At 59.6% G+C, this 12000-nt stretch carries 12 protein-coding genes; 7 read left to right on the top strand and 5 right to left on the bottom strand.

What is annotated here, in order from left to right; genetic code table 11:
* The first annotated feature begins 144 nt into the window (after nucleotides 1-144).
* The 4 genes from zwf to VNV36_RS08885 all read left to right on the top strand — a co-directional run bounded on the left by zwf (nucleotide 145) and on the right by VNV36_RS08885 (nucleotide 3732).
* Entirely contained in the window at nucleotides 145-1611 is a 1467-nt protein-coding gene (gene zwf / locus VNV36_RS08900) for a glucose-6-phosphate dehydrogenase (protein WP_325717439.1), read from the top strand.
* Nucleotides 1598-2311: a 6-phosphogluconolactonase gene (gene pgl, locus VNV36_RS08895; protein WP_325717438.1), complete on the top strand. Its 714-nt coding sequence runs from the start codon at nucleotides 1598-1600 to the stop codon at nucleotides 2309-2311. The genes zwf and pgl overlap by 14 nt, the downstream gene beginning before the upstream one ends.
* Before the next feature lie 17 nt (nucleotides 2312-2328).
* Nucleotides 2329-2994 (top strand): bifunctional 4-hydroxy-2-oxoglutarate aldolase/2-dehydro-3-deoxy-phosphogluconate aldolase, encoded by a 666-nt coding sequence (locus VNV36_RS08890; protein ID WP_325717437.1) that lies wholly within the window; start codon nucleotides 2329-2331, stop codon nucleotides 2992-2994.
* 171 nt (nucleotides 2995-3165) lie between these two features.
* Nucleotides 3166-3732, top strand: coding sequence for a peptidase associated/transthyretin-like domain-containing protein (locus VNV36_RS08885; protein WP_325717436.1), 567 nt, complete (start codon nucleotides 3166-3168; stop codon nucleotides 3730-3732).
* On the opposite strand, the gene VNV36_RS08880 is transcribed toward VNV36_RS08885, so the two are convergent.
* Both VNV36_RS08880 and VNV36_RS08875 read right to left on the bottom strand, forming a co-directional pair.
* Nucleotides 3729-4910, bottom strand: a complete 1182-nt coding sequence (locus VNV36_RS08880) for an aminotransferase class V-fold PLP-dependent enzyme (protein ID WP_325717435.1) — start codon at nucleotides 4908-4910, stop codon at nucleotides 3729-3731. The two genes, VNV36_RS08885 and VNV36_RS08880, sit on opposite strands and share 4 nt — an antisense overlap.
* Nucleotides 4911-4940: 30 nt before the next feature.
* Complete coding sequence (locus VNV36_RS08875) at nucleotides 4941-5177, bottom strand: DUF3820 family protein (RefSeq protein WP_003227425.1); 237 nt, start codon at nucleotides 5175-5177, stop codon at nucleotides 4941-4943.
* A 205-nt stretch (nucleotides 5178-5382) separates the two neighbouring features.
* Between VNV36_RS08875 and VNV36_RS08870 the strand changes: the two genes are divergently transcribed.
* A complete protein-coding gene (locus VNV36_RS08870) occupies nucleotides 5383-5850 on the top strand; it encodes a ferritin-like domain-containing protein (RefSeq protein ID WP_325717434.1) in 468 nt (155 codons plus the stop codon).
* Between the two features lie 123 nt (nucleotides 5851-5973).
* On the opposite strand, the gene VNV36_RS08865 is transcribed toward VNV36_RS08870, so the two are convergent.
* A complete protein-coding gene (locus VNV36_RS08865; RefSeq protein ID WP_003227420.1) occupies nucleotides 5974-6444 on the bottom strand; it encodes a MaoC family dehydratase in 471 nt (156 codons plus the stop codon).
* Nucleotides 6445-6485: 41 nt separating this feature from the next.
* The gene (locus tag VNV36_RS08860) at nucleotides 6486-7430 is read right to left on the bottom strand and encodes an alpha/beta hydrolase (protein ID WP_325717433.1); all 945 of its coding nucleotides are present in this window, start codon (nucleotides 7428-7430) and stop codon (nucleotides 6486-6488) included.
* 225 nt (nucleotides 7431-7655) lie between these two features.
* Between VNV36_RS08860 and fadD2 the strand changes: the two genes are divergently transcribed.
* Together fadD2 and fadD1 are read left to right on the top strand one after the other, a co-directional pair.
* On the top strand, nucleotides 7656-9344 hold the full coding sequence (fadD2, locus tag VNV36_RS08855) for a long-chain-fatty-acid--CoA ligase FadD2 (RefSeq protein WP_325717432.1): 1689 nt from the start codon (nucleotides 7656-7658) through the stop codon (nucleotides 9342-9344).
* Between the two features lie 348 nt (nucleotides 9345-9692).
* Nucleotides 9693-11390: a long-chain-fatty-acid--CoA ligase FadD1 gene (gene fadD1 / locus VNV36_RS08850; protein ID WP_325717431.1), complete on the top strand. Its 1698-nt coding sequence runs from the start codon at nucleotides 9693-9695 to the stop codon at nucleotides 11388-11390.
* A 205-nt stretch (nucleotides 11391-11595) separates the two neighbouring features.
* On the opposite strand, the gene VNV36_RS08845 is transcribed toward fadD1, so the two are convergent.
* The gene (locus VNV36_RS08845) at nucleotides 11596-11973 is read right to left on the bottom strand and encodes a hypothetical protein (RefSeq protein WP_325717430.1); all 378 of its coding nucleotides are present in this window, start codon (nucleotides 11971-11973) and stop codon (nucleotides 11596-11598) included.
* Nucleotides 11974-12000: the final 27 nt, after the last annotated feature.

Genomic DNA, 12000 nt, shown 5'->3' with positions numbered 1-12000 from the left:
GTGGCCTATCCTACTGATGCGTCCGAGCGACCACCACTCGGATTGTGTATTCTGCGAAAATGTTGTGGTTATTACTACATTTTCCCTTGAGTGATGCCTTGAAAAAAGGTATTTGTAGCTTAACTTGATAAAAGAACAAACATCATGCCCTCCATAACGGTTGAACCGTGCACCTTTGCCTTGTTCGGCGCGCTTGGCGATCTGGCCCTGCGCAAGCTGTTTCCTGCCCTTTATCACCTTGACGGTGCCGACCTGCTGCATGAGGACACGCGGATCATCGCGCTGGCCCGTGAGCCCGGCAGCGAGCAGCAGCACATGGCGTTCATCGCCGCCGAATTGCGCCGGTACGTCGGCAAAGAGCTGAACGAAACCGTGGCCGAGCGCTTTCTCGCGCGCCTGACCTACCTGCACGTCGACTTCCTCAAGGCTGAAGACTACGTGGCGCTGGCCGAACTGGCCGGCAGCAGCCAGCGCATGATCGCCTACTTCGCCACCCCGGCGGCGGTATACGGCGCGATCTGCGAGAACCTGGCGAAAGTCGGTCTGGCGGAAAACACCCGGGTGGTGCTGGAAAAACCGATCGGCTCGGATCTGGAGTCCTCGCGCAAGGTCAACGACGCGGTCGCGCAGTTCTTCCCGGAAAACCGCACCTACCGCATCGACCATTACTTGGGCAAAGAGACCGTTCAGAACCTGATCGCCCTGCGTTTCGCCAACAGCCTGTTCGAAACCCAGTGGAATCAGAATTACATCTCCCACGTGGAAATCACCGTGGCCGAGAAGGTTGGCATCGAAGGCCGCTGGGGTTACTTCGATAAGGCCGGCCAACTGCGCGACATGATCCAGAATCACCTGTTGCAGCTGCTCTGCCTGATTGCCATGGACCCGCCGGCCGATCTGTCCGCCGACAGCATCCGCGATGAAAAGGTAAAAGTGCTCAAGGCACTGGCACCGATCAGCCCGGAAGGCCTGACCACACAAGTGGTGCGCGGTCAGTACATCGCCGGCCACAGCGAAGGCAAATCGGTACCCGGTTACCTCGAAGAACCGAATTCCAATACGCAAAGCGACACCGAAACCTTCGTTGCCCTGCGTGCCGACATCCGCAACTGGCGCTGGGCCGGCGTGCCGTTCTACCTGCGTACCGGTAAACGCATGCCGCAGAAGCTGTCGCAGATCGTCATCCACTTCAAGGAACCGTCGCACTACATCTTCGCCCCGGAGCAGCGCCTGCAGATCAGCAACAAACTGATCATCCGCCTGCAACCGGACGAAGGCATTTCCTTGCGCGTGATGACCAAAGAGCAGGGCCTGGACAAAGGCATGCAACTGCGTAGCGGGCCGCTGCAACTGAATTTCTCCGACACCTGGCGTAGCGCGCGGATCCCCGATGCCTACGAGCGGTTGTTGCTGGAAGTGATGAACGGCAATCAGAACCTGTTTGTCCGTAAAGATGAAATCGAAGCCGCGTGGAAGTGGTGTGACCAGCTGATCGCCGGATGGAAAAAATCCGGCGACGCGCCCAAGCCGTATGCGGCCGGGTCGTGGGGGCCGATGAGCTCCATTGCATTGATTACGCGGGACGGGAGGTCGTGGTATGGCGATATCTGATGTGCAACTGCCGGCGGGCGTGACTGCCCACCCATTCAACAGCCCGGTGCTGCTCGCCGAAGGCCTGGCGCTGAATGTTGCCAAGCAACTGAGCGATGCCATTGCGGCGCGCGGCAACGCGGTGCTGGTGGTGTCTGGCGGGCGCAGCCCGGTGGCGTTTTTCCAGCACCTGGCCAAGCAGGAACTGGACTGGTCGAAAGTGGTGATCACCCTCGCCGACGAGCGCTGGGTGCCGGTCGAACACGCCGACAGCAATGCCGGTCTGCTCAAGCAATATCTGCTCAAAGGCCCGGCGGCCAAGGCTCAGTTCCTCAGCCTCTACAGCGCGGCGGCCAATGTCGAGCAGGCTGCCGAACAAGCCGACCGTCTGCTTGCCGAATTGCCACCGATCGACGTGCTGGTGCTGGGCATGGGCGATGACGGTCATACCGCGTCGCTGTTCCCGGACAGTCCGAACCTCGCTGAAGCATTGCAGCAGGACGGCACGCGCCGTTGCTGGCCGATGCTGGCACCCAGCGTACCGCGTCAGCGCCTGACCATGAGCCGCGCGCTGCTGGCTTCGGCCAGGCACAAGATCCTGTCGATTTCCGGTCAATCGAAACTGACCACCCTGAATGCCGCGCTGGCATCCGATGACGTTGCGGCCATGCCGGTGCGCGCGTTTCTGCAACCTACGTTAGAGATTTACTGGTGCCCATGAGCCAAGGAACAGCCGCTATGACAACCCCATCCCCGACCGTTTCCATGGCGGACAAAGTTGCCCTGATCGACAGTCTCTGCGCCAAGGCGCGGATTTTGCCGGTGATCACCATTGCGCGCGAACAGGACGTGCTGCCCCTGGCCGACGCCCTCGCCGCCGGTGGCCTGACCGCGCTGGAAGTGACCCTGCGATCGCAGTTCGGCCTCAAAGCGATTCAGATTCTGCGCGAACAGCGTCCGGAGCTGATGACCGGCGCCGGCACCGTGCTCGACCGCAACATGCTCGCGGCGGCCGAAGCGGCGGGTTCGCAATTCATCGTCACCCCGGGGATCACCCGTGACCTGCTCGAAGCCAGTGTCGACAGCCCGATTCCGCTGTTGCCGGGCATCAGCAACGCCTCGGGCATCATGGAAGGCTACGGTCTGGGCTATCGTCGCTTCAAGCTGTTCCCGGCGGAAGTCAGCGGCGGCGTGGCGGCAATCAAGGCCCTTGGCGGCCCGTTCGGCGAAGTGAAATTCTGCCCGACTGGCGGCGTCGGCCCGGCCAATATCAAGAGCTACATGGCGCTGAAAAACGTCATGTGCGTGGGCGGTAGCTGGATGCTCGATCCGGAGTGGATCAAGAACGGCGACTGGGCCCGCATTCAGGAATGCACCGCCCAAGCCCTGGCGCTGCTGGACTGATCGTTACCCGACACTTCGTTGTGTGTTCTACGGCTTTTCGGTGCGCTTGGTCGGCGCACCGTTTTTTTTGCGCCGAAAAAAGTGCCGATACACGCCCCGATACATAGTTACCGCACGCTGGCTTTTTCCCAGGGTTAACCTGCGTTCATCTTATGGAAGAGAGAACGCCTCATGGACGACCTTCAGTCTCTGACCCACACGCCACAATCCCCATTTCAACCGAAGCGGCCCGTTTTGGGCACAGCTGAACCCGAGGTGCGCAACATCAGCCGAGGCGTCGAAGGCCTGCCGCTGATCCTGCGTCTGGCGCTGGTCGATGCGATGACCGGCGAACCGGTCAGCGGCGCACTGGTGCGCATTCTACAGACCGTCGATAACGGCATCTGCCTGCGCGGCGGTCAATCGACCGACAGCCATGGCGTCGTCCGTTTTACCAGCGTCTATCCGGATCGCTCGGCCCCCGGCGCTGCGTGCCTCACCCTGAACATATCCATCCCGAGCGACGTCGCAGGCGTGCAGGCTCACCACGAGGCCTGGGCTGGAACCTTGCACCTGCCCGGCCGTTGCGGCTGTGCATCCGTCTCCGAGGATGCCTTGCGGTTGGTGCTGCGACCGATTGCCGGAGAGGATCTCGAGGATGGCGCCTTCGCTTGCCAGACGCTCGGAATCGACACCTTCGCCGTGTCGTCGCAGATCGGCCTCGAAGGCTACGAAAAAAGTTGCGGCGTGCCTTTCTAGCGCAACTGGTTCAGCGCACGCACCAGCAGCGCCATCTCGGCCGCCGTGGTGGTCAGCCCCGGCGTAATGCGAATGCACGGCCCGCACGTGGCGCCAGTGCGTACCACGGTGAACAGGTTGAACTCGCTGAGCAGGCGCTCGGCCATGAGCTGTTGATCGTCATGACGAGTAAAACGCATCGAGGTGATCCCGCAATACAGTTGCGGGTCATCCGGGGTCATCACCTCGATGCCCGGCAAGTGCCGCACGGCGCTGACCCACAGGTTGCGCAGGTATTTCAGGCGTGCGCTCTTGGCAGCGGCGCCGCCGAGCGCATTGTGCTCTTCGAACACCAGCGGCAAGGTCATCAGCGCCGGGATGTTCGGCGTGCTGTACGAAGTGCGGGCGCGAATATCGGACGCCGGATAATGCATCTCGCCCATGTCCGGATCGATATCGGCCAGACGCTGCGGGGCGATGTAAATGAAGCCGAGAGTGAGCGGCGCGCCGATCCATTTGTGCAGGTTGTAACCGGCGAAGGCGATGCCCAGTGCTTGCAGATCGAATTCGATCTGGCCGAGGGCGTGGGCACCATCAAGGATAATATCGACGCCGTGCTCGGTGGCCAGTGCGGCGATGGCTTGCACCGGCATGACCAGGCCGGTGCGATGGGTGACGTGGGTCAGAGCCATCAACTTGATTTTCGGATGGCGGATGAAGGCCTCGCGATAGCTTTCGAGCAAGCTATCGAGGCTGGCCGGGTGGGCGTGGGCAATTTCGATAATCTCGACGCCTCGGTGCCTGGCCAGCCAACGCATGGCGCCTTTGACCGTGTCGTATTCGAGGTCGCAGATCAGCACCTGATCGCCCGGTTGCAGGCGGTTGTAATTGCGGATCAGCGATTGCAGGCCTTCGGTGGCATTGCGCGTGAGGGCGACGCTTTGCGCACGCACGCCAATCAGTTCGGCCAGTTGCGCGCGGATGTCGAGGTTGTCGTGCTGCTCGAAGCGCTGGCGTACATAGACCGAGTTGCTGGTATTGATCAGCTCGATGTTGCGCTGATACTCCTCGATCACCGTGCGCGACATGCGCCCGAAGTAACCATTCTCCAGATTGACGGGGCCGGGCCGGGTATCGTAACGGTCAGCGAAGGTCTGCCAGAAGGCTTCGTCACGGGCGCGGCGGGTGTTGTCAGGCATGGTCGGCAAGGCTCGGTAGAGGAGGGCGCTTCAGTGGCGCGGGGCGGGTTTGCCATGTTTGGCACGCAGCGGTTCCAGCAGGTCCGACAGGCCGTTGTGGTCGATCTCCTGCATCAGCGCCAGCAAGCCGCCGAGTTCGCCGTGGGGAAAGCCTTCACGGGCGAACCAATTCAGATACGGCCCGGGCAAGTCAGCAATGATCCGCCCTTTGTACTTGCCGAAGGGCATCTCGCGAGTGATCAGCAGTTCGAGTTTTTCCGGATTCATCAGCACGCTTCATCGTTTTCAAAACAGTGGGGAAAATACAGGCATTCTGCATGCAGGCCAAATGACAGATCATGCAAAAAACCAGCATACAGATGGTTCAATCTTTTATAACCCATTGAAAAACAAGAATTTATTATCGAAAGCGAAGCTGGCACGCACGCTGCAATATCCCTTGCATCTTCAACCAACCGCAAGGAATTGGAAAATGACTGACGTAAACAAAGAATCCATCTCGGTACTTAATGACCTGATCGAAACCTGCAAGGACGGCCAGGAAGGGTTCAAGACTTGCGCCGAAGACATCAAGCACCCAGAACTGAAATCGCTTTTTGTGACTCGCTCCGCTGATTGCGCTAGCGCAGCTGCCGAACTGCAGGCTTTGGTGCGTTCGCTGGGTGGCGATCCGGAAACCTCTACCAGTGTTGCCGGTGATCTGCACCGTCGCTGGGTCGACGTGAAATCCATGTTCACCGGCAAAGATGAAGAGGCTGTGCTGAACGAAGCCGAGCGCGGTGAAGACCATGCGCTGAAGGCTTACAAGGAAGCGCTGGAAAAAATCAACAAGCACAACCTGGTCGGTATTCGTGATGTGGTTGAACGTCAGTATCACGGCGTACAACGCAACCACGACCAGGTGAAAGCCCTGCGTAACCAGGCTCGCGCTCGTTCGTAAGCGGCACTGAAACAACTGTGGGAGCGAGCCTGCTCGCGAATTCGGTGTGTCATGCAATGTTGCCTTTGCTGACACGACCACTTCGCGAGCAGGCTCGCTCCCACTTTTATTTTGTGCGACTGATCAACCAATACTGATCGCCGGCAAAGTCGGCAACGTCACCGTCTGCTGCTTGCGCGGCGCGAGAATCTCCGCCTCGCCATCCACTACCAACTCATCTCGCTGGTTGAACACGCGAGTAGCAATACGCACGCGAAATTTCGGCAGTTTCTCCAGAATTTCCAGACGCACCGTCAGTGTGTCGCCGATCTTCACCGGCTTCTGAAAACTCATCTGCTGACCGATATAAATAGTGCCCGGCCCGGGCAATTCGCAAGCCACCGCCGCGCTGATCAGCGCACCGCTGAACATGCCGTGGGCAATGCGCTCCTTGAACATGCTGGCGGCGGCAAACTCGGCGTCCAGGTGCACCGGGTTGTGGTCGCCCGACATCGCGGCGAACAACTGAATGTCACGCTCTTCGACGGTCTTGCTGTAGCTGGCGGTCTGGCCGACTTCAAGGGCTTCGTAAGGGATGTTGGTAACCTGGGTCATCGGTGTCGATTCCTGTGGCGGATTCAGTGAATCCGGAAAAATTATTCGCTGCGTTGCGGGCGCGGATGGCTCAGGGCCTGGTCGATCCAGGCCAGCACATCGGCGGTCACTTCGTCGCGATTGCTGTCGTTGAACAATTCGTGCCGGGCCTGCGGGTAGATCTTCAATTGCAGGTGCTGGCTGCCAGCCCTGCGCAGTGCATTGGCCAGATCTGTCAGACGCTTGCCCTCGCTCACCGGATCACATTCGCCGCCGATCACCAGCAGCGGCAGTCCCGGATCGATCTGCGCGAGATTGGACGCTTTGCTGATTTGCTGCAAGCCGCCGAGTAGGTCGATCCAGAACTGATTGGTACAGCGAAAGCCGCACAACGGGTCGGCGGCATACTTGTCGACTTCGGCCGGATCGCGGCTCAGCCAATCGAAACGCGTGCGCACCGGTTCGAATTTATTGTTGAATGAGCCGAACGACAGCCACTCGATCAGCGCACTGCGGCCCTTGCCGCCCTGGCGCAGTTTTTCCAGACGGGCGATTTGCCGGGCGGCGCGATACAGGGCCACCGGCTGGAAATTCGAGCCGCTGAGAATCGCCCCTTGCAGACTGGCGCTGTGGTGCAACAGATAGGCTTGCGCCAGGTAACTGCCCATGCTGTGCCCGAGCAGAATGATCGGCACGCCTGGATGTTGCTGGCCGATGTGCTGATTGAGGCTGGCCAGATCGCCGAGCACTTTGCACCAGCCATCGTCATCGGCGAAATGACCAAGGGTGCCGTTGTCGGCGGTGCGGCCATGACCACGCAGGTCCGGGGCGTACACGCCGTAGTTTTTGTCGCAAAAAATGTCGGCGAGTCGGGCGTAACGAGCGCTGTGTTCGGCCATGCCATGGGCCAGCAAAATGACCGCCTTCAACGGCGCGGCCGGCAGCCAGCGGTTGACGTACAGGCGGCTGCGGTCACTCGTGTCCAGCCAGAAGGTGTCGTGGTTCATGGCGATCCCTTTGCTCAGCAATGCCACAGTGTATAGCGCGTCTGATCAGCCCACGCCACGGCAGGAAGATTCACGCGATCAATGACGGCTTGGGCCATATTTGCCTCTATGGCTATAGCTGCTAGTGTCCGTGAAGCTCCGCTTTGTGCTTTTCGTCTTCAATGGACGAAGCAGAAACGACAGAAAGCGGCTCCCGGATCGGCTCAGGTAAAGAGGACAAGAACAATGCAACCTGATTTCTGGAATGACAAACGCCCGGCCGGCGTACCGCTGGACATCGACATGGGCGAGTTCAAGTCGGTGATCGAAGTGTTTGAGCGTTCCTGCAAGAAGTTCGCCGATCGTCCGGCGTTCAGCAGCATGGGTATCACCCTGACCTACGCCGAACTCGAGCGCCAGAGCGCCGCGTTCGCCGGTTACCTGCAAGCGCATACCGATCTGGCACCGGGGGATCGCATCGCGGTGCAGATGCCCAACGTCCTGCATTATCCGATTGCTGTGTTCGGCGCTTTGCGCGCCGGACTGATCGTGGTCAATACCAACCCGCTGTACACCCCGCGGGAAATGCGTCACCAGTTCAAGGATTCCGGAGCGCGCGCGCTGGTCTACCTGAACCTGTTCGGGCAGAAAGTCCAGGAAGTGCTGGCCGACACCGACATTCAATACTTGATCGAAGCGAAGATGGGCGACCTGATGCCCACCGCCAAGGGCTGGCTGGTCAACACCGTCGTCAGCAAAGTCAAAAAGCTGGTTCCCGAATATTCGCTGGCCCAGGCGATTTCTTTCAAAAGTGCGCTGCGCATGGGCCGGGGCCTGGGCATCAAGCCGCTGAAGGTCGGCCTCAATGACATCGCCGTGCTGCAATACACCGGCGGCACCACCGGCCTGGCCAAGGGCGCGATGCTCACCCACGGCAATCTGGTGGCGAACATGCAGCAGGTGCGCGCCTGTCTCGCCCAGCTTGGCCCGGACGGCCAGCCGCTGTTGCGCGAGGGCCAGGAAGTGATGATCGCGCCGCTGCCGCTGTACCACATCTATGCTTTCACCGCGAATTGCATGTGCATGATGGTCTCGGGCAACCACAACGTGCTGATCTCCAATCCGCGCGACATCGCCGGGTTCATCAAGGAACTGAAGAACTGGCGCTTCTCGGCGCTGCTGGGCTTGAACACTCTATTCGTCGCGTTGATGGACCATCCCGATTTCAAGACCCTGGATTTCTCCAGCCTGAAGTTGACCAACTCCGGCGGCACTGCGCTGGTCAAAGCCACCGCCGAGCGCTGGGAGCAGCTGACCGGTTGCCGCATCACCGAGGGTTACGGCCTGACCGAAACCTCGCCCGTGGCCTGCACCAACCCCTACGGCGACCAGTCGCGCCTGGGCACCGTCGGCCTGCCGGTGCCGGGCACGCTGCTCAAGATCATCAACGATGACGGCGTCGAACAGCCTCTGGGCGAGCGTGGCGAGCTGTGCATCAAAGGCCCGCAGATCATGAAAGGCTATTGGAACAAACCCGAGGCCACCGCCGAAGTGCTGGATGCCCAGGGCTGGTTCAAGTCCGGCGATATCGCGGTGATCGACCCCGACGGTTTCGTGCGCATTGTCGATCGCAAGAAGGACATGATCATCGTCTCCGGTTTCAACGTGTATCCCAACGAAATCGAAGACGTGGTCATGGCACACCCGAAAGTTGCCAACTGCGCGGTCATCGGTGTGCCGGACGAGCGTTCGGGGGAGGCGGTGAAGCTGTTTGTCGTGGCGCGGGAAACCGGGGTCAGCCTGGAAGAGCTGAAGGCCTACTGCAAAGAGAATTTCACCGCCTACAAAGTGCCAAAACACATCGTGCTGCGTGATTCGTTGCCGATGACGCCTGTGGGGAAAATTCTGCGGCGCGAGTTGCGGGATATCGCATAAAGGTTATAAGCGAAAAGATCGCAGCCTTCGGCAGCTCCTACAGGGAGCGCATTCCAAATGTAGGAGCTGCCGAAGGCTGCGATCTTTTGCTTTTAAACCCCATAACCACGGGGCTTTCGGTGATTTATAGGATTTTTGCTCTAAAATGACCGCTTGCAAGTCTTGAGTCATCAATATGACTGTAGGGCCCACGTTTGGCTCTGGTCGACCCTCGGCAAAGCTGCTACTCTCGGCGCGCTTTGTGACTTCTCGGCCTGTTGAACGCCGGATTCACCAATACAAAACACACACCAATAATAATCGCATCAAATGCGGTGAAGAATTCGCGTTGCTGAGGAGTGGGCTTCCATGATCGAAGACTTTTGGAAGGATAAGTACCCGGCTGGAATCGCAGCCGAGATCAATCCAGACGAGTATCCGAACATTCAGGCAGTGTTGAAGCAATCCTGCCAACGCTTCGCCAACAAACCGGCTTTCAGCAACCTGGGCAAGACAATCACCTACGGTGAACTGTACGAACTGTCCGGTGCCTTTGCCGCGTACCTGCAACAGCATACCGACTTGCAGCCCGGCGATCGAATCGCCGTGCAACTGCCCAACGTCCTGCAGTACCCGGTCGCAGTCTTCGGTGCCATCCGCGCCGGGCTGATCGTGGTCAACACCAACCCGCTGTACACCGCGCGGGAAATGGAGCACCAATTCAATGACTCCGGCGCCAAGGCACTGGTGTGCCTGGCGAACATGGCGCATCTGGCCGAGGCGGTGGTGCCGAAGACCGGCGTCAAACACGTCATCGTCACCGAAGTCGCCGACCTCCTGCCGCCGATCAAGCGCCTGCTGATCAACAGCGTCATCAAGTACGTGAAGAAGATGGTGCCGGCCTATCACTTGCCCAAAGCCATCAAGTTCAACGACGTCCTGAGCAAGGGCCACGGTCAGCCTGTGGCGGAAGCGAATCCGGACAGTGGCGATGTCGCGGTGCTGCAATACACCGGCGGCACCACCGGCGTGGCCAAGGGCGCGATGCTGACCCACCGCAACCTCGTCGCCAACATGCTGCAGTGCAAGGCGCTGATGGGCTCCAACCTCAACGAAGGCTGCGAGATCCTGATCACGCCGCTGCCGCTGTATCACATCTACGCGTTCACCTTTCACTGCATGGCGATGATGCTGATCGGCAACCACAATATCCTGATCAGCAACCCGCGCGACCTGCCGGCAATGGTCAAGGAACTGTCGAAGTGGAAGTTCAGCGGTTTTGTCGGTCTGAACACGCTGTTCGTCGCGCTGTGCAACAACGAAGGTTTCCGCAAGCTGGATTTCTCCGCGCTGAAAGTCACCCTGTCCGGCGGCATGGCCCTGCAACTGGCTGCGGCCGAGCGCTGGAAAGCCGTGACCGGTTGCCCCATCTGCGAAGGCTACGGCATGACCGAAACCAGCCCGGTGGCCACGGTCAACCCGATCCAGCACATCCAGATCGGCACGATCGGCATTCCGGTGCCGTCGACCCTGTGCAAAGTCATCGACGATGCCGGTGTCGAGCAGCCGCTGGGCGAAATCGGCGAGTTGTGCGTCAAAGGCCCGCAAGTCATGAAAGGCTACTGGCAGCGTCAGGAAGCCACCGATGAAATGCTCGACAGCGACGGCTGGCTGAAAACCGGCGACATCGCACTGATCCAGCCGGACGGCTACATGCGCATTGTCGATCGCAAGAAAGACATGATTCTGGTCTCCGGTTTCAACGTTTACCCGAACGAACTGGAAGACGTACTGGCGACTCTGCCGGGCGTGTTGCAGTGTGCGGCGATTGGCGTGCCGGACGAAAAGTCGGGCGAAGCGATCAAGATTTTCATCGTCGCCAAACCGGGTGTGACCCTGACCAAAGAGCAGGTCATGGATCATATGCGCGCCAACGTCACTGGCTACAAGGTGCCGCGTTCGGTGGAATTCCGCGACGCGCTGCCGACCACTAACGTCGGCAAGATCCTGCGCCGCGAATTGCGCGATGAAGAGCTGAAGAAACTCAAGGCGAAAAGCGCTGCTTAAACGAAAAGCCCCGCAGATGCGGGGCTTCTTTTTTTTTGCGCTGCCTTTGGGGCGAGGGAGCTTGCTCCCGTTCGGCTGCGCAGCAGTCGTAAAACCGCTTGGCGTGGTCTGTCTGAAATTTCCGGTTGGCATGTTTCAGGGCCGCTTCGCAGCCCACGGGAGCAAGCTCCCTCGCCACAGATATCAGACGCGCCGTGATAAACGGCTACTGACGAAACGGCGCAAAATTCACGTTGGTCCCCGCCGGCCGCATGTCCTGCAGATAGGAATCCTTGTCCGCACTCAATTCCAGGCTCAGCGCTGCCTTGCGTTTGCCTTCATTGCGAATCACCAGCCCTTCGAGCTTTTCACGCAGGAACACCGTCGGCACTTTCAGGTGCAGCAGTTCATCGGTGGCCGGGGTGTGCATCAACAAATGAATCCACTCGTACTGACCGATGGCCAGGCGCGACACCGGGAGGTCGAACCACCAGATGTTGCGGTTGCGGTTCAGTTCGGCAAAGTGGCAGTTATTGGTGCCGAGCACGGCGCCGCCCAGTTCCTGGTTGCGACGGGCGATGGCCTGGGTTTTATTGAGTTTCATGACATTCCTGCGAATCGGTGTGCGGGG

The organism is Pseudomonas sp. (assembly GCF_035554175.1).
In the GTDB taxonomy this organism is placed as follows: Bacteria; Pseudomonadota; Gammaproteobacteria; order Pseudomonadales; family Pseudomonadaceae; genus Aquipseudomonas.
The sequence above is the reverse complement of the archived record's forward strand: the minus strand, read 5'-3'. Positions and strand labels throughout refer to the sequence as shown.